General features: G+C 36.1%; 13 protein-coding genes and 1 other annotated feature. Of the genes, 8 read left to right on the top strand and 5 right to left on the bottom strand.

The annotated features are described in order from the left end of the window. Window positions 1–166: 166 nt before the first annotated feature. From A5821_RS09210 to A5821_RS09200, 3 genes are all read left to right on the top strand, one after another. Window positions 167–1888 (top strand): ABC transporter ATP-binding protein, encoded by a 1722-nt coding sequence (locus A5821_RS09210; protein ID WP_086315727.1) that lies wholly within the window; start codon window positions 167–169, stop codon window positions 1886–1888. Further along, the gene (locus A5821_RS09205; RefSeq protein ID WP_086315728.1) at window positions 1881–3650 is read left to right on the top strand and encodes an ABC transporter ATP-binding protein; all 1770 of its coding nucleotides are present in this window, start codon (window positions 1881–1883) and stop codon (window positions 3648–3650) included. The genes A5821_RS09210 and A5821_RS09205 overlap by 8 nt, the downstream gene beginning before the upstream one ends. A 248-nt stretch (window positions 3651–3898) precedes the next feature. Next, the gene (locus A5821_RS09200) at window positions 3899–4714 is read left to right on the top strand and encodes a hypothetical protein (protein WP_086314241.1); all 816 of its coding nucleotides are present in this window, start codon (window positions 3899–3901) and stop codon (window positions 4712–4714) included. Between the two features lie 71 nt (window positions 4715–4785). Here A5821_RS09200 and A5821_RS09195 read toward each other — a convergent pair whose 3' ends face one another. The 5 genes from A5821_RS09195 to A5821_RS09175 form a co-directional block, all read right to left on the bottom strand. Continuing rightward, on the bottom strand, window positions 4786–5355 hold the full coding sequence (locus A5821_RS09195; RefSeq protein WP_086314240.1) for a class I SAM-dependent methyltransferase: 570 nt from the start codon (window positions 5353–5355) through the stop codon (window positions 4786–4788). Then, the gene (locus A5821_RS09190) at window positions 5355–6323 is read right to left on the bottom strand and encodes a TIGR01212 family radical SAM protein (RefSeq protein WP_086314239.1); all 969 of its coding nucleotides are present in this window, start codon (window positions 6321–6323) and stop codon (window positions 5355–5357) included. Before A5821_RS09190 ends, A5821_RS09195 begins: the two co-directional genes overlap by 1 nt. Window positions 6324–6338: 15 nt before the next feature. Further along, on the bottom strand, window positions 6339–6989 hold the full coding sequence (locus A5821_RS09185) for a phosphatase PAP2 family protein (protein ID WP_086314238.1): 651 nt from the start codon (window positions 6987–6989) through the stop codon (window positions 6339–6341). A gap of 130 nt (window positions 6990–7119) precedes the next feature. Further along, a complete protein-coding gene (locus A5821_RS09180; protein ID WP_086314237.1) occupies window positions 7120–8151 on the bottom strand; it encodes a DUF4097 family beta strand repeat-containing protein in 1032 nt (343 codons plus the stop codon). Window position 8152: 1 nt separating this feature from the next. Continuing rightward, window positions 8153–8809, bottom strand: a complete 657-nt coding sequence (locus A5821_RS09175) for a DUF1700 domain-containing protein (RefSeq protein WP_086314236.1) — start codon at window positions 8807–8809, stop codon at window positions 8153–8155. Between the two features lie 296 nt (window positions 8810–9105). Between A5821_RS09175 and A5821_RS09170 the strand changes: the two genes are divergently transcribed. The 5 genes from A5821_RS09170 (at window position 9106) to A5821_RS09150 (ending at window position 19646) form a co-directional block, all read left to right on the top strand. Next, window positions 9106–11178, top strand: a complete 2073-nt coding sequence (locus tag A5821_RS09170; protein WP_339098497.1) for a muramidase family protein — start codon at window positions 9106–9108, stop codon at window positions 11176–11178. Between the two features lie 51 nt (window positions 11179–11229). Further along, window positions 11230–11472: a binding site (T-box leader), on the top strand. A gap of 155 nt (window positions 11473–11627) precedes the next feature. Continuing rightward, window positions 11628–14141: a leucine--tRNA ligase gene (gene leuS, locus A5821_RS09165; protein ID WP_086314234.1), complete on the top strand. Its 2514-nt coding sequence runs from the start codon at window positions 11628–11630 to the stop codon at window positions 14139–14141. A gap of 73 nt (window positions 14142–14214) precedes the next feature. Then, window positions 14215–14616, top strand: a complete 402-nt coding sequence (fosX, locus tag A5821_RS09160) for a FosX/FosE/FosI family fosfomycin resistance hydrolase (protein ID WP_086314233.1) — start codon at window positions 14215–14217, stop codon at window positions 14614–14616. A gap of 447 nt (window positions 14617–15063) precedes the next feature. Next, a complete protein-coding gene (gene abc-f, locus A5821_RS09155; RefSeq protein ID WP_086314232.1) occupies window positions 15064–16665 on the top strand; it encodes a ribosomal protection-like ABC-F family protein in 1602 nt (533 codons plus the stop codon). Window positions 16666–16994: 329 nt separating this feature from the next. Continuing rightward, window positions 16995–19646: a fibronectin type III domain-containing protein gene (locus A5821_RS09150; RefSeq protein ID WP_086314231.1), complete on the top strand. Its 2652-nt coding sequence runs from the start codon at window positions 16995–16997 to the stop codon at window positions 19644–19646. The last annotated feature ends 3 nt before the right edge of the window (window positions 19647–19649 follow it).

The following is a 19649-nucleotide window of genomic DNA, read 5'->3' as shown; positions in this document are numbered from 1 at the left end:
TGGTAAATTGTTATGCAGCCTAATTTTACAGTGTTAAGTTTGTGAAGTCAATGAAGGAGAACGTACCTCATTCACCTAGCTATTATCACATCATAACACTAAATGATCGTTGAAAGTTGCACAATGAATCAAGTAAGGCTAGTTTTACAAAGAAAGTTGGGATTACATGAGTATTATTATGGAACATGTCAAAAAGTACAAGTTGGAAGTTACCATAGCATTGATTAGTGTTGTTGTCATGGTCATGTCGGCTTTATGGCAGCCTAAACTATTACAAAAAGTTTTAGAAGCAATTATTAAAGATGATAAGAGTCAAATGAAAGAACTTGGATTATATCTGATCGGCATCGCTGGTCTAGGCTTGATTGCAGGGGTATTCAATACGATTTATTCTGCAAAAGTCGCACAAGGTGTTAGTGCGGATATTCGCGAAACAACATTTCGTAAGATTCAAACCTTTTCATTTGGAAATATTGAAGAATTTTCAGCTGGGAATTTAGTAGTTCGCTTGACGAATGATGTCACTCAAATCCAAAATGTGATCATGATCGCATTACAGTCGTTATTTAGGATTCCGATTCTATTTATTGGTAGCTTTATCTTAGCAATGATGACCTTGCCGCAATTGTGGTGGGTGATCGTTCTATTAGTTGTTGCTGTCTTTATTATCACGGCTTTATCGTTTTCTCAAATGGGTAAACATTTTATGATCATTCAAAAGTTGATCGATAAAGTAAACGGCTTGGCAAAAGAAAACCTGTTAGGGATTCGCGTAGTTAAATCATTTGTTCAAGAGAAAAATGAATTAACTCGTTTCACAAAAGTTAGTGAAGAACTGACAAAACATAACTTGATTGTGGGAACACTTTTTTCTGTGATGATCCCTTCATTTATGTTGGCAGCTAATCTAGCGGTTGTAGGTTCGATTTTTCTTGTTAGTAATTTAGTGAAAGATGATCCGACTGTTATTGGTAGTATTGCGTCATTTATGAGCTATTTGATGCAAATCATGATGGCAATCATTATCGGCGGAATGATGATGATGATGACTTCGCGTGCTGCTGTTTCGATTAAACGTATCAAAGAAGTGATGGATACTGTTCCAGCACTCACTTATAAAGACGTGCCGGAACAAAACTTAGATGGTAGTGTTGTTTTTGATCATGTTAGTTTCCGATATCCAGGGGATGAGACTGATACGTTGAAAGATATTTCATTTTCTATCAAACCGGGTGAAATGATTGGAGTCGTTGGTGCCACAGGTGCTGGTAAGTCAACATTGGCACAATTGATTCCTCGTTTATTCGATCCTTCTGAAGGAACAGTGGAAGTCGGCGGAGTAGACTTGAAAAACGTGAATGAACATAGCTTACGTCAAGCAGTTTCATTTGTTTTACAAAAAGCGATTCTCTTCTCAGGTACGATTTCACAAAATTTACGTCAAGGTAAAAAAAATGCCGATGAAGCTGATATGGTTCATGCGACTGAAATCGCTCAGGCAAAAGAATTTATCGAGAAATTAGCATTGCGATATGAAGCGCCAGTGGCTGAGCGAAGCAATAATTTTTCAGGTGGGCAAAAGCAGCGTCTATCTATTTCACGAGGTGTGATTGGCGATCCTAAGATTTTGATCTTGGATGATAGTACTAGTGCTCTTGACGCTCGCTCAGAACGTTTAGTTAGAGAAGCCTTAGACAACGATCTTAAAGAAACAACAACGATCGTGATTGCACAGAAAATCTCTTCTGTTGTTCACGCTGACCGTATTTTAGTTTTAGACAAAGGTCAATTAGTGGGCGAAGGCACTCACGAAGAATTGGTGAAAACAAGTCCAATCTATCAAGAAATCTACGAAACACAAAAAGGAAAGGATGATAATAATGACTGATTTAGTAAGAGCAAGTAAATTCTTTTTTCATTATTTAAAACGTTACAAACTTTCCTTCTTGTTTATCTTTGTGACGATCGTCATTGCAACGTATTTACAAGTTAAAGCACCGCAATTTGTTGGTGAGGCTATCCAAGAATTGGCCAATTACGTGGGCGCTTTGATGCAAGGAACAGATGATAAGAGTAAATTTATGGATATTATCTGGAAGCTACTGATTTTTTATGTCCTAACAAGTGCGGCTAACTTTATCTACAGTATCTTATTTACACAAGTAGTTGGTAAATCAACGAATCGGATGCGTATCGGCTTATTTAATAAATTAGAAAAACTAACGATTCGTTTCTTTGACTCTCATCAAGATGGTGAGATTTTAAGCCGTTTCACTAGTGATTTGGATAATATTCAAAACAGTTTAAATCAGGCATTATTGCAAGTGATGACAAATATTGCGTTGTTTGTTGGAATTTTGATCATGATGTTCCGTCAAAATGTCCAGTTAGCTTGGGCAACGATTGCCTCTACCCCAGTAGCTATTTTGATTGCAGTAGTTGTTATTAGCAAAGCTCGTAAATATGTCGATATCCAACAAGATGAAGTTGGAAAATTAAATGGATATATGGATGAAAAAATCAGTGGACAACGTGTGATCATCACAAATGGTCTGCAAGAAGAAACAATCGATGGTTTCTTGGAACATAACGAAACTGTGCGTAAAGCAACATTTAAAGGACAGGTTTATTCTGGTCTACTATTTCCAATGATGCAAGGAATGGCTCTGGTAAATACAGCTATCGTGATTTTCTTTGGTGGTTGGTTGGCATTGAATGGCAGCTTGGAAAAAACAGTGGCTTTAGGTTTAGTTGTAACATTTGTTCAATACTCTCAACAATATTACCAACCATTGATGCAGATTTCTTCAGGATACAGTATGATTCAGTTAGCGATCACAGGAGCTCGTCGCTTGAATGAAATGTTTGATGAGCCAGATGAAGTCAATCCAAAAGATGGGAAACAAATTGAGGGGATCAATGAGTCCGTTTCCTTGAACAATGTTGATTTTGGTTATGACCCAGAAGTACCGATTTTAAAAGATGTTTCAATTAATGTAAGCAAGGGTGAAATGGTTGCTTTAGTTGGGCCAACAGGCTCAGGTAAAACAACTATTATGAATCTATTGAATCGTTTTTATGATGTAAATAGTGGCTCAGTGAGATTTGATGGAATGGATATTCGGGAAATTGAATTAAGTAGCTTACGAAACCACGTCGGTATCGTTTTACAAGATTCGGTTTTATTCTCTGGAACGATTCGTGCTAATATTGCTTTTGGTAAACCCGAAGCGATTGAGGAAGAAATCATTGAAGCTGCTAAACAAGCGAATATTCACGAATTCATCATGGAACAAGAAAAGGGTTATGATACTGAAATCTCTGAGGAAAATAACATCTTCAGTACAGGACAAAAACAATTGATCAGTATTGCTCGAACGATCATCACTAATCCATCATTATTGATTCTGGATGAAGCAACTAGTAACGTAGATACTGTAACAGAGGCGAAAATCCAAAAAGCAATGGATGAAGCAATCAAAGGAAGAACTAGCTTTGTTATTGCACACCGATTGAAAACAATTTTGAATGCAGACCGTATCGTTGTTTTAAGAAATGGTGAAGTGATCGAAGAAGGTAGTCACCATGAATTGTTGAAACAAGAAGGATTTTATTCAGAACTTTACCATAATCAATTTGTATTTGAGTAAAAGGGCTAAAATAAAACAAACTAGTTTTCTTTACTAATACAGGATTGTCCAAAAATGGCTTGATTCTTTTATTACAGGAGGATCAAGTCATTTTTTTGTCATACAAACTAACATATCAGATTGCTCAATAAAAGAGATAGAATTCAGATATATTTGTTTTATATTTTAAAAATATTTTATTTATAACATATTGTTATTGTTTTTTGAATAAGATATAATGATTATATATTAAAGAAGGGGATGGTAAGATGAAAAAGTGGGTTAAAATTTTTAGCGTATTGACAATTGTTGGGATGGTTTTAGGAGGTTTATTTTATACTACTAATGGTAATGCGAATGAAGAAAGTGCGTATATACCAGATCCTATAGTGAGAGAAACATTGATAAAAGCGATAGAAGCTAGTGAAGAAAATCTAGTTGTTGAAAATGAGCTTCCTACAATTTCACAGTTGGAAAAAGTAAACTCATATGTTAATGTGCATGGCGAGCAAATTCGCTCACTTGAAGGAATGGAATACTTAAAAAATGTGAAAGAGCTGCAAGCTGTTCAATTAACGAATGTTATGGATTACAGACCAATAGGCGGTATGACTTCATTAGAATGGATTAACTTATATCAGCCTAGTGCAAATCTAGAAGGAATAAATGAAACATCTCTTTCCTTTGTTAAAAACTTAAAGAACTTGCAAGGCTTTCATGCGGCAAATTTCAATACATTTGATCTGACGCCGTTTAATGAGTTAGACAATGTGACGTTGATTTCAGTTATGGGTGATGAATATAGAACGGATATTCCACAGATTATTTCAAAATCTGAAAGAAAAGTGAACATAGTGAATCCCGTTAAATTATCTAAGCAATTCGAAGGTGCACTAATTGAAGTAGAAGCTTCTGATGAGCAAAGAGAGTTAGCCCCATCATATAAAAATGAGATCATCACAATACCTGATGTCAATTTGGAAAGTTCATCGGTGACAGTTAGAATTAATGCTAACAAAAATACAAGTGTTGGAGAATATAATTATAGCATCTCCTTCAATATACCTTTAAAGTGGCAAGATTGATTAAAAAAAATCCCCTGAAACTACTATTAGTTTCAGGGGATTTTTATTATAGTACCAAGAGCTATCACCTATTAAGAGTTCTTTTTCTCAATACAAAATAAAATCGGTGGATTGTTTTTCTGATTAATAAACTGATAAGTTAAAACACTATATTCTTCTTGTGGTAACTGTTGAGAAAATTCTTGTACTAGCGCTAATTCTGCTTCACCGCCAGTATGCCCATAATAAACAACTAAAATAATCCGTCCTTTTGGTTTTAATCTAATCAATAGAGCATCCAAAGCCATTTTTGTTGTATCTGGTTTGGTGATGATCTGCTTGTCGCTTTTAGGTAGGTATCCTAGATTGAAAATAGCCGCACTTAGTGATTCTTCTTTAGCAATAACTGTTTCAATCGTTTCATGACCTTGTTGTAATAAGCGAACTTGCTCTCTTAGTCCTAATTCATCAAGCTTTTTTTTAGTATTTAGCAAAGCCTGTTCCTGAACATCAAATGCATAGACTAAGCCATTTGACCCAACGAGTTCTGCGAGAAAAGCTGTATCATTACCGTTACCCATCGTAGCATCAACAACTGTATCACCAACTTGAATCACTTCTTTTAAAAGAGTATGACTAAAATGTAGTGCAGTTTGTAACATCAGATAAGAACCTCCTTGGTATTTCGTACATTATAGATTCCTTGAACACTATTACGACGCTTCATTTCGTCATCAATCGCATTTAAGACTTCCCATTTTTTTAGGCTCCACATAGGACCAACTAAAGTATCAGTCGGAGCATCACCAGTTAAACGATGAATGACGATTTCTGGCGGAATCATTTCCAATTGATCGCAAATAACAGAGACGTAATTTTCTCGTGTCATCAATTGCAGGCGCCCTTCATGATAATCTCTTAGCATCCGCGTATTCGTCATTAAATGTAATAGATGTAATTTAATACCCTGGATATCTGAATCAAGGATCGTTCGGCGAACATTTTCTCTCATCATATCGAGGCTTTCACCAGGTAAACCATTGATTAGATGAGTACAGACGCGAATATTATGCTTACGCAATTTTGCTACGCCGTCCAAATAAGTCTGATAATCATGTGCTCTATTGATTGTATTGCTAGTGTCTTCGTAAGTCGTCTGTAAGCCTAGTTCCACCCATAAATAGTATCGTTGATTTAGTTCGGCTAAATATTCAACAACATCATCTGGAAGACAATCAGGCCGGGTTCCAATCGAAATACCCACGACACCTTTTTCATTGAGCACCTGTTCAAAACGATGGCGAATTACTTCTGCGGGTGCATGTGTATTGGTGAAATTTTGAAAATAGACAATATATTGGTCAACTTGGGGCCATTTTTTATGCATCATCTGTACTTCTTTTTGAAATTGAATCGGTAAGGGATCTTTTGGTGCCACAATCATATCGCCTGATCCTGAAACGCTACAAAAAGTACAGCCACCTTTTGCCACTGTTCCATCACGATTAGGACAATCGAATCCTCCGTCTAAAGGCACTTTGAAAATTTTCCCGCCGAACTGCTGACGTAAGGCATAGTTCCAAGTATGATAGCGTTTATTAGGATCTTCAGTATATAAAAATTTAGACATTTTTTTATCTTCTTTCTATAATTGTTTACTTTTAAAGCGCCAAACAAAGCGTTTTTCTAAATAAATCGGATAGGTCATCAACAACCATGCTAAACCAAAACAAAAACCGCCAACAACATCACTAGGGAAATGAACACCAGCATAGATTCGGCTGATACCAATTAGGAAAATACCTAGACCTAAGAGGATTTGTAAACATAAACAAAGCTTTTTCTGTTTAATAAATTGCGGTAACAATAAAATAATTGTTCCATACAAAAGTACACTTCCAGTAGAATGTCCGCTAGGGAAGCTGTAACTATGTTCCGTTACTAAATGATTTAAAGTTGGGCGTGGTCGCATGAAGACTAACTTGATCAAAGGGTTTGCGATACCAGCGATCAATCCAGTATTGATCAAAAGCCAAAGTGTTTCAGCATAATATTTTCCTCTAAATAATACAAAAGCGGTGGCTAAAGTAATGATCCCGACAGTCAATGGATCGGCAAATTTTGTGTACCAAATAAAAAATTGATTTGCCGAAGGATAGGGGATTCTTACGATGGTTGTGATCGTTTGGTCAAAGCTTTCTAACCAGCCTGGATAAAAGCGCACCACATATCCCAAAAACATAAAGACAACCAAGAAGCAACTGCCCGCAAATTGATAATATAATTTATTTTTCATAAAAGATCCTTTCCAAACTAGATAGAGTTTATTATAACATCAAATAAATAAGAACACATCTGAGAATCAATTAAAAAGCCTATACAAAAACTTTGAAAGTTTCAGTATAGGCTTTGAAATCAAAAGGGAATTAATCCTCTTCCCCATCATCATAGTCTGAGGGGCCTTCAACAGAAATGTCCCCAGAATTGCTTCGTAAGTCGAACGATTTTGTTCCTTTTCCTCGTTTGTAGGAGGTCCGTTCCTTACCAAAAATCGTACTATCACCTAGCTTGGTTTTGGTTTTGATCGTCACATCATATAAAATTTCTTCTGTATAAAGTTGAATGCTTCCTAATTGTGTTTCAACTAGTAATTTTTTGGGAATTTCTGTTCCATATAGTGAAAAGTCGCCATTAGTACTTCTGACTTCGGTCTCGCCTTTAAGATCGGTTGCCTGAATTTCACCGTTGCTTGTTTCTATTTTGGCAGTCCCTTTGACAGTATTCAAGTAAATATCGCCGGATGTGCTAGTTGCAGACCAGTTTGAAGCGGTGAAATCGTTGATTTGAATCTCACCATTTGTTGTTTTGAATGTTGCTTCATTAGTACGAACATCACTATTAATACGAAGATCACCACTTGTCGCTTCGATTGTTAAATTCTCAGTATTGATAGCACTAACGTTGATATCACTATTACTGAGCTTAATGGCTAGATCCTTTGTTTTAACATTTGAGAGGTTGATATCCCCGTTTGTTTGTCCATCTATAACTAAACGTTCAGTATTTTCAGGAATGGTTAAGGTTACAGCAGACCCTCGATCGAAGAGATCAAATTTCAATCCATTCATTTCTTGTCTGTTCTTATCACTACGTGCTGAAATAACGAGTGCATTATTTTTTTCCTTAACGTCTAAGGAACTTTTAAGTGAAACAGGCATAGAGCTTCGCGTATCCATTACAACCTTAGTTGAATTTTCAGTTAGAATATAAAAATCGGCATTTCCAGAAAGGTCAAGATGTATTTCTTTTGTACTTTGTTTATTTTTTATTTCATATGTTTGATTTTTTGTATCTGTCATTGTGGTTTCAGCGCGTCTAAAGTAAACGGCACTGCCAATTCCACCAATGATCATCGCTAAAATACCAATGGACAGAAAAAAAGCAGTTGTCTTTTTCATATTAAATCTCTCCTCTTAAAACTCGGATATTCCATTGTAGATAACGTCTCAATGCTTTTCCGAAAAATTTTGTTAATGGCGTTAGAATCAATAAGCCGATGATTCCAGAACCCGAAAGAAAAACACTGACAAACAGTTGGAACATCGTACCGTCATTAAAGCCTGAAAAGACCGAAATACCTCCTAAAATAGGTGAAAATAAGAAAACAATAGCTACTAACCAACAAGAAAATAAAACCATCGTAAAAGCAAAAATAAGCCAAAACATCAAAAGAAAATTAAAGGAAAGAACGCCGGCAACTTGGAAAAACCGAGTAAAGCCACTGTGACGCGGACGTTCATAGGAACGATAGGCATCTTCATAAGGATGTTCCGGTATTTCTTCATAGTAGTAGTCATCATTTGTAACTGGTTGAAATTCTTGCCAGCCATCTCGTTCAAGTTTTTTTTCAGGAACAGTGATGTCAAACTCTTGTAAGATTTCCTCAGCGATTCCTCGTGGTTTACCTAAGCTTTTGGCAATTTCTTCTTCTGTTTCACCAGCAGTTGAGCGTTCCTCAAAAATTGTTTCATATTTGTTCAAGATAAAAGCTTGTTGTTGAGCAGTCAAAGGTTTTAAATAGATCTTTAGTTCAATTAAAAAGTGCTCTTTATTCATTTTTTTCCCCCATTTCATTGTACGAACTTGCTACTTCTTATTCACTATAATTTTTTTTTGAAGGAATAACAAGTGCTTAACCAAAAAATCAGCCTAAGGTAAAGAGAGTAATCAGTCCTGAGACCTAGTCCTGATGAAAAAGAAAACGGATAGTCTACCAAAAAAAAGCAGGAGAAATCATATTTTTATTTCTATTAAATTAGTGAAAGAAAATAAAAAAATATTTCTATTTTCTTTGAAAAAAGGGTATACTATAATTCAAAGAATACTTTTTTAGGAAATTCGGAGGATATACTATGGAGAAGCACAAAACATCAAGAAAAGAGCGGAGGAAAGCTGAACAGAACAAGCTTGCTTATGATCAGTTAAAAAAAGGAACCACTGTGCTTAGCTCTGCGATCGTTGTATCGTCAATTGCCGCACCGATTGTTGCACCCAAAATAGCTGAAGCGTCAGAAGATAAAACACCAAGTGAACAAATAAGTTACTCAGATACGATGACACATACAGAAGCCGTTCAAACACAAACAACGACGACTGACTCAAACAATTCGATGACACAAGAAACACAGACAACAGAAACTGAAGCATCTTCAAGTGAAGAAACGTCTGGAACCCAAGAATCATCAGAATTAAATACATCAGAAACAACACAAAGTACTGAGAATACTGAATCTACAGAAGAAACCACAAGCTCTTCAACCACTGAAACAGAAGAATCAAAAACACCGGAACTTACGATGCGTTCAGCATTTTCAGCACAATCTAGAAGTATCGATACAAACACCTTCATCGCTGAAATAGCAGGACATGCTCGATCCGTTGCAGCAGCAAATGATCTTTACGCTTCTGTAATGATGGCTCAAGCAATTCTTGAAAGTGATTGGGGAAGAAGTACTCTATCAGCAGCTCCAAACCATAATTTATTTGGAATCAAGGGAAGTTATCAAGGACAATCTGTTACGATGAAGACGTGGGAAGTTCTTAATGGACAATGGGTTCAAGTAAATGCTGCATTTAGAAAGTATCCGTCTTACTCAGAATCATTTGGTGATAATGCCTATGTTTTGAGAAATACTTCATTTCAAGCAGGGGTATATTATTATTCAGGTGCATGGAAGAGTAACACAAATTCATACAAGGACGCAACAGCTTGGCTAACAGGACGTTATGCAACAGATCCTGGTTATAATTCAAAATTGAATAATATTATTACAACATATAACCTAACCCAATATGACACTCCTTCATCAGGCGGTGGTAACACTGGTGGTAATAACGGTGGCAACACTGGAGGAAACAACAATGGGGGCAATACTGGAGGCGGCACAAGTACCCAAGATGTGACGCATACAGTAAAAGCAGGAGATAGTTTATGGGCATTGTCGGCTAAGTATGGCACATCAATCGCGAATATCAAAAGCTGGAATAAACTTTCTAGTGATGTTATTTATGTGGGGCAAAAACTAATCGTGAAAAAAGCTTCTGGCAATACAGGTGGAGGCAATACAGGCGGTAATAATGGCGGCTCGTCTGGTAATACAGGTGGTTCTGGTAATACTGGAACTTCAAACTCTTATTACACAGTAAAATCAGGAGACTCACTATGGGCGATAGCCAATGCAAATGGTATAAGCATCGCGAACTTACGTCAATGGAATAATTTAAAGGGTGACATCATTTATCCAGGACAAAAATTGATCGTGAAAAAAGGTTCTGGTAACGCTGGTGGAAATACCGGAGGCAATACTGGCTCAGGTGGCAATACCAATACAGGTGGCTCAAACAATGCTGGGACAAGCAATGGTTACTATACAGTAAAATCAGGAGATTCTTTATGGGCGATAGCCAATGCAAATGGTACAAGTATCGCGAACTTACGTCAATGGAATAATTTAAAGGGTGATATCATTTATCCAGGACAAAAATTGATCGTGAAAAAAGGTTCTGGTAACGCTGGTGGAAATACCGGAGGCAATACTGGTTCAGGCGGTAATACAGGTGGTTCAAGCAACGCTGGAACAAGTAACGGTTACTACACAGTAAAAGCAGGAGATTCTTTATGGGCGATAGCCAATGCAAATGGTATAAGTATCGCTAATCTAAGACAATGGAATAATTTAAGCGGAGATATTATTTATCCGGGGCAACGTTTGGTCATTAAAAAAGGTCAAGGAGGATCGACGGGTTCAACTAATTCCTCTGGAAATCAAGGCGGTAGTCAAACATCGGGTTCACACACGGTGAAAAGTGGGGATACTTTATGGGGACTTTCTCAAAAATATGGATCAAGTGTTCAAAAAATCAAACAGATGAATGGTTTATCTAGTGATACAATTTATATTGGTCAAAAATTGAAAGTTAAATAAAACAATTGAAATTGATTGAAATATTTGGTAGTATGATAGCACATGATAGATATACAAACAGTGAGAAGGAATAGTAGAAAGAACCATGTTTTAGAGAGCGTATGGTTGGTGAAAATACGTACAGAAGCTTTTGAACTCGCCTTTGAGTTATTTTACTGAATGAGTAATAGATGATGATTCGATAATTATCCCTACTTTACTAAGTAAGATCGGTGGTGGCCGTTACAGCACTGAGGCTTGTAATTATACAAGTAAAATTAGGTGGTACCACGTTGTTGATCACACGTCCTATAGGAACTTTTTCCTGTAGGACTTTTTGTTTGTTGTGAATCATTGCGGTTGGCTATGCCAGAGCAGATGATGAACAATACAAGACGTACAAAGAGAGCAACAATCCAATCACTATCAAATATCATAATAAAAAGGTACTTAAACAGGAGGAGAAAAACGTGAGTTACGATCATAAAAAAATCGAGAAAAAATGGCAAAAATATTGGGCTAAACATAACAGCTTTACTACTCATGATGATCCAAGTAAAGAAAAATTTTATGCTTTAGATATGTTTCCATATCCTTCAGGACAAGGACTGCATGTCGGACATCCAGAAGGCTATACAGCAACAGACATTTTGTCTCGTATGAAAAGAAGTCAAGGCTATAGTGTTTTACATCCAATGGGATGGGATGCATTTGGGTTGCCAGCTGAACAATATGCTTTAGATACCGGAAATGACCCCGCAGAGTTTACGAAAAAAAATATTGAAACATTCAAACGTCAAATCAATTCTTTAGGTTTTAGTTATGATTGGAACCGTGAAATCAATACGACAGATCCAGAATATTATAAATGGACACAATGGATTTTCACTAAGCTATATGAGCATGGATTAGCTTATGAAGCAGAAGTGGCAGTTAACTGGGTACCAGAACTTGGAACAGTGATTTCAAATGAAGAAGTTATTGATGGAAAAAGTGAACGTGGTGGTTATGATGTTGTCAGAAAACCAATGCGTCAGTGGATGCTGAAAATTACAGCTTATGCCGATCGTTTACTAGATGATTTGGATTTAGTTGATTGGCCAGAAAGCATCAAAGATATGCAGCGTAATTGGATTGGGCGTTCAGAAGGGACAAATGTTACGTTTAAAGTAGCCGAATCTGAAGAGGAATTTACTGTGTTTACGACTCGTCCAGATACATTATTTGGTGCAACTTATACGGTTTTAGCACCTGAATTAGAATTAGTGAAAAAAATTACGACACCTGAGCAAAAAGAGGCTGTGGAAGCTTATATTGATGCGGCTTCTAAAAAATCTGATTTGAATCGAACTGATTTAGCTAAAGAAAAAACAGGCGTCTTTACAGGAGCATATGCAGTAAACCCAGTGAATGGTGCTGAAATCCCAATCTGGATTTCCGACTATGTCTTAGCTTCTTATGGAACAGGAGCGATAATGGCTGTTCCTGCTCATGATGAGCGTGATTATGAATTTGCGAAAGTATTCAGTATTGACATTATTCCAGTATTGGCAGGCGGTAATATTGAAGAAGCACCATTCACAGGTGATGGCGTTCACATCAATTCTGACTTTTTAGATGGTTTGAACAAAAAAGACGCCATCTCTAAAATAAATGAATGGTTAGAAGAAAAACAAGTAGGGAAAAAAGAAGTCAGCTATCGCTTACGTGATTGGCTATTTTCTCGTCAACGCTACTGGGGTGAGCCAATTCCCGTAATCCATTGGGAAGATGGAACAACAACGACAGTTCCTGAATCTGAACTGCCATTGAGATTGCCAAAAACAGATGATATCAAACCGAGTGGAACAGGAGAATCACCACTTGCCAATATTACAGAGTGGATCAATGTTGTTGACCCTGAGACCGGTAAAAAAGGGAAACGTGAAACGAATACAATGCCGCAATGGGCAGGAAGCTCATGGTATCATTTGCGGTATATCGATCCTCATAATAAAAATGAAATTGCAAACTATGAGAAATTAGAAAGATGGCTGCCTGTAGATATCTATATTGGCGGAGCAGAGCACGCAGTACTCCACTTGCTATACGCTCGTTTCTGGCATAAATTCTTGTATGATATCGGTGTTGTACCAACGAAAGAACCCTATCAAAAACTCTATAATCAAGGAATGATCTTAGGTCAAAGCTTCCGTGATAATCGTGGTGTACTAGTTCCTACAAATATGGTAGAAAAACGCGACGGAGTCTGGGTCAATGTTGAAACAGGTGAAGAGCTAGAAGAAGCACCAGCTAAAATGAGTAAATCATTGAAAAATGTTGTAAATCCTGATGATGTTGTAGAAAAATATGGTGCCGATACATTAAGAATGTACGAAATGTTTATGGGTCCGCTTGATGCATCTATTGCTTGGAGCGAAAATGGTCTTGAAGGAAGTCGTAAATTCCTAGATCGCGTATGGCGTTTGATTGTGGATGAAAATAATAAAATGCGTGACCGTATCACAACTATCAATGATGGCCGTTTAACTAAAGTGTACAATCAAACAGTCAAAAAAGTCACAGAAGATATGGAGAACCTACACTTTAATACAGCAATTTCTCAATTGATGGTCTTTGTTAATGAAGCAAATAAAGTCGATGTTTTGCCATACGATTATATTGAAGGATTTGTTCAATTACTAGCACCTATTGCACCGCACATTGGGGAAGAGCTATGGGCGATCCTTGGAAATCAAGAAAGCTTAACCAATGCTCCTTGGCCAATTTACGATGAGGCTGCGTTAGTTGAAGATGAAGTTGAAGTGGTCTTCCAAGTTAATGGAAAAGTTCGTGCGAAGCTGAATATTGCTCGAGGATTGAGCAAGGAGGAACTAGAAGAAAAAGCTTTAGCAGCAGAAGAAATACAAACCTTTATTGAGGGGAAAACAGTCCGTAAAGTGATTGTCGTTCCAGATAAATTGGTGAACATTGTAGCGAATTAATAGAATCGAAATGGAGATCCTGAATAAAATCAGGATCTCTATTTTATTATAGACTGGAAGAGGAGGAAAAAAATTGATTAGTCATTTAACCTTTATCGTTCAAGATTTAGAAAGAGCAAGCTTATTTTTTGAAACCGTGTTTGCTGCAAAAGAAGTCTATTCAAGTGGAGCAGATACATTTTCAATAGCACAAGAAAAATTTTTCTTAATCGATGAACTTTGGATTGCGATCATGCAAGGGGATCCCTTGCCATCAAAGACGTATAATCACATTGCTTTTAAAATTCAAGAAAGTGAGTACGATAGTTATTTAAATAAAATTAAATCTTTAGGATTAGAAATAAAAGATGGACGTTCGCGTGTACCAGGAGAAGCAACATCTATTTACTTTTATGATTTTGATAATCACTTATTTGAGTTGCACACAGGAACTTTAGAGGAGCGATTAGAGTACTATCAAAAACAAGAGAAATAAACTCACTTTGCGCATTTTCAAGCATCATGCTACAATATATTTAAGAAATGACGAAGGTGGTGAATAAGTACAATGGTCAACATGCCAAAAATAACAGCAAGTTTTTCATATATCATAGCATACTTAGCTTTTTGTCATGTTATTATTTCCGTTTTTTTATCTCTAGGGACAAGTGTGTCCAAAAAGGGATAAAAAATTAAATAAAAGAGACCATTCAGACTTATTTACTTATAACGAATCAGTCATAAAATAACAAGCAGGTAGTGAGTTGATTTCACCTGTTTGAATCAGAACAGCAGGAATCTGCAATTAGTAAGCAGTAAATAGTTGAAGGTTGAACAGGAATTATGTTCAGCTTTATTTGTGCATGCCAAAATTTTTTAACCAATAGATACAACAATAATGTTGAACGTTGTTAATCTGTCTGAATGGCAGAAAGAGGAAGAGATGTTAGTACAATTACAAAAAATAACTAAAAAGTATGGAACAGAACCGTTGTTTGAAGAATTAAATTTACAAATAAATAAAGGCGAAAAAATAGGGTTAATAGGTACAAACGGCTCAGGAAAATCAACAATATTGAAAATCATTACAGGAATTGAATCTGTTGATTCAGGTGTGGTTACCTGTCAAAGAAACAGTCGTATTGGCTATTTGGCTCAGTTGCCTGAAGAGTGTGAGCAACAAGTAAGGGCATATTTACTAGAGACCTTCACACGATTGAACTCGATTCAAAAACAATTAACACAGTTGGAAGAGCAGATGGCGATTTCGGAATGTGATTTAGATAAGCTATTGACTCGTTATGGTCAAAAACAAGAAGAATTTCAACAAGCAGGCGGCTATGAAATGGAAAATAGATTAGAGATGATCGCAAATGGTTTAATAATCAATCATTTACTAACCAAAAAACTTTCAGAACTGAGTGGTGGTGAGCGGACAATTGTCGCTTTAGCAAGAATTCTACTTCAAGAAAATGATCTTGTATTACTAGACGAACCAACCAATCATTTAGATGCAAAAAGAATTGCATGGTTGGAAGGGTATTTAACTCATGAGAAAACAGCTTATTTGATTGTTTCTCATGATCGCTTGTTTTTAGATCATGCGGTAGAAAAAATTGTAGAGATCGAAGATGGAAAGATACAGGAATACAAAGGAAACTATTCAGCATATAAACGACAAAAAGAAGAACAACTTGAAAAACTGAGAAAAGATTTTGAACAGCAACAAAAAGAAATACAAAAAATAAAATTGGCAATTCGTCGTTTTCGACAGTGGGGACACGAAGGAGATAATGAAAAATTTTTTAAAAAAGCGAAACAGCTTGAGAAGCGTTTAGAAAAAATCCAGAAGATTCCTAAGCCTAAAGATGAAACAACCAAAATTGGGAAGAAATTTAAAGAAACTGATCGCTCTGGTAAAGAAGTCCTTCGATTTAATGGAGTTAGTAAACAATACGATGACCGAATATTACTTGATAAAGTAGAATTTTCTTTATTTTGGCAAGAACGGTCAGCAATTATTGGGGAAAACGGTGTAGGAAAAAGTACGTTATTAAAACTTGCTTTAACATTAGAAGAGATTGATGGTGGTGAAATCAAGCAAGGAACTAATCTTAAAGTTGGGTATTTACCCCAAGTTATTCATTATGAGAAGCCAAATCAAACGATCTTACAATCATTCAGTGAAGCCTGTTCTCTAGTAGAACAAGAATGCCGCAGTGTGCTCGCCAAATATTCATTCTATAGCGATGACATGATGAAACAGGTTCGGTTTTTAAGCGGTGGTGAAAAAATTCGATTAGAATTAGCTAAGTTGATGCATAATGAAGTTAATTTTCTAGTGTTGGATGAACCGACTAATCATTTAGACATCGAAACGAGAGAAGAAATAGAAGAAATACTAGAAGAGTTCAAAGGAACAATGTTAGTTGTTTCGCATGATCGATTCTTTTTACAAAAAATGTTTGATACATTTTTAATTGTTGAACAGCAGAAAATTAGGAAAAGAGTAGGAACTTACGTGGAGGTACTTACTTCTAAATAGGCTAAGCACGTAAAAAAGCGGAATAAAAATGTCTATCATTTTTATTCCGCTCTTTTTTTATCACATCGAGTAGATCGTAAACTATCAAAAAACAGGTGAATTTTGAAGAACTTTAAGAAAACTTAATATTTGTGAAAATATAAACAAACGTGCTGAAACACTAGTAAAGTTATATAAAGTTAAAAATAATTTATCGTAAAATATAAAATAAATATATAAAATATAAAAAACTGATGTTATTAAATTGAAATTAACGTCGAATTACAATACAATAATAAAGACAAAAACAGTTTTCAGTCTAATTTCTAAAAAAGTAAGGGAGGACTGGTATGAAAAAAAATATTCACTTGATAGTTGTTAGTTTTATCATTCTAAGTATTTTTCCGATTGATTGGTCCTATGCTTTAGAAATAGATCGAACTTCGGAAGAAACGTTATCAACAACTGAGACCACAGAAGAAACGATTGTTTCTGATTCATCGGAAATTCCTGTCAGTGATTCTTCTTCTAGTCAAGAATCAATTGTGGAAGATGAAATGATAGAGAATGATAAAATAACAGATAATAATGATATAAATAGCTCGGTAGATGAAGGTGATTCTGAAAAAAATCGACAAAGTATGGTTAAAGCAGCTTTTGTACAAGATGCAGATGGTTTTTGGCTAGTCGATTCAGCAGCTACCTTGACTGACTACTTAAAGGACAGTCAAAAACTAAAATTTCGTTTAACTAATGATATTGACTTAGGCTCGGCTGGCTATCAGCTAAAAGATAGTATGATCATCGATGGAGCCAATCACGTGATTACATATAATAAAGGAGCTTCTGCTACTAGCGGCTTTTATGCAAATCAAGCAAATGCAGTAATAGAAATCCGTAATACGCAGTTTGGTAATAGGGATGGGACCGGTGCAGTTGGCTATTATGGTTTTTTATCTGGAGGATCGGCGTCTAATATGACATTTATCTTTGATAGTGTCGATTATTATTCAACAAATGGTCAAATGATCTATAACATAAACGGGTCGGTCATCATGCGAGGGCAAAATACGATTGATCAACGAGGAACGAGTACATATTCCCAAGAATGGGCAGAAATCAATTACGTAGAAATTCAAAGTGGACATACTTCGATCCAACATTCTTCCAATAGAACTGAAGCATTTATTTGGTCAACAAGTAGCACTTCAGCAAATCCTTATGCAGGTAAATCCCAAATCGTAGTGAGAGAAGATGCACAACTTGATATTAAAACAAACAGTAATATGACATATGGTACTTTAGCACCTAGTTATATTGTTGAAAAAAATGCTGTTTTTAATTTAGATAAGGTGACACTTGCAACAGGTGGTTCAAGGAATCAATTTTTTGCCTCTAATCAAACGCAGCCAGCAGTATTTGACTTTCAGGAGAATGCTAAAGTAGATATCAAATTACCTTTACCGATAAATCTTTATAACGCTAAGGGGGGGATGTCGATTGCTGAAAATGCAACTGTTTCAATTGATATTGCCAGTGGGGGAATCTTCACAACATCTTCTTCCAGCACATTTGCAATCAGTATGGATAAAGCAAAGCAAGTTTCATTTTCAGGAACAAGCCTTGGAACTATTGGTTTAAATGGTGCAAATGGCGTAAATAATTTGTCTTTTACAAGTAACTATTTACAAAAAATAGAGACATTCTCAAGTAAAACAAATAGCATGCCAACGCAAGAAATATTTAAAGAAGCCTCAGATCTAAGTGTTCAAGGAACAAACTTTACGAATATCGCAGGTACGCCAGATTCTTTTTCGGCTCAAGAAATTTTAGCCTTAAAAAATTCGCAGAAAATCGTTTTTAGTGAATTTATAGATGTCCCAGATCAGCTAGCGCTAATTGCAGCTGATGAAACAGACACATCCATTTCTTTATACGGTTCATCGATCAATAATGGAAGTTCTGCTTCAACGGTAAAATTTTTCTTATTTACTGCGGAAGCAGATACAGATGACTTACGAAAAGCCAAACATATCGTCACATTGAATAATTTTGATGATCAAGAAAATACAATACTGAATTCAATGTATAAAGTGACAGTCGATGATTTAAACCCAAATACAAATTATTGGGCCCAAATGGTCGTCACGAATCAAGCAGGAGAAAGTGATTTTTCGAATGCTGCTAGATTTACCACAAAACCGCAGCTGAAAGATATCACAGCGGATGTTACAACGACCTCAGCAATCATCAATGGTGAACTGGCTAGTGATACAGGAAAGTGGACAGATTATTCAAATGGAGAAGAGTTAGCGTTACCTGGTCAGCAGGCCTATTATGGTGGTAATTATCAACAAGTCACAGTGGAATATAGCAAGAACAAAGATTTTCCTGCTCAGGAAACAAAATCACAAATCGCGGATCTTTCTGGTGACAAAAATCAAAAATTTACGACGAAATTAAAAGGACTTGATGGGGATGTGACGTATTACGTTCGCGCAAAAGTCACTGGGGTTTCTGGAACAGAAGTTATCTTAGCGATGTCACCTCTAACCCAATTTCAAACGGTAACAGAAATCATCAAAGTTGAAGTTCCTATCGAGATGGCTTTTCAAACACAGAACAAAGATCTAGGTACCTTACAAGAAGGGAATGTATCTTCAGCTGAATATCATGTTGTGAACAAAGGGAATGTACCCACAAAAGTCTCAATAACCAATCTCACGAAGGAAAATGTAGCTGCAAATCAACTACTATTATTAGATCACTTTTCTGGCAATTCAGGTCAGGATGAACTGGCGCTACAAATGATAATAGACAACAATCAGCAAGAGCCACTTTTTTTGACTAGTGATTTATCAAACAATCCTTTAACAGTCGGCGTTTTGAACGTGAATGAACAAAAAAGTTTGAGTCTCGAAGGTAAGTACTTTAATCCAACGAAACAAGCAGTATTTCCGCTATATAAAATGACTTTCAAAGTTGAGAGAAATGAAGAATGAGAG

The organism is Enterococcus sp. 7F3_DIV0205 (assembly GCF_002141365.2).
Taxonomy (GTDB): domain Bacteria; phylum Bacillota; class Bacilli; order Lactobacillales; family Enterococcaceae; genus Enterococcus_L; species Enterococcus_L palustris.
Note: the sequence above shows the minus strand (reverse complement) of the source record. Positions and strands in the feature narration are given on the sequence as shown.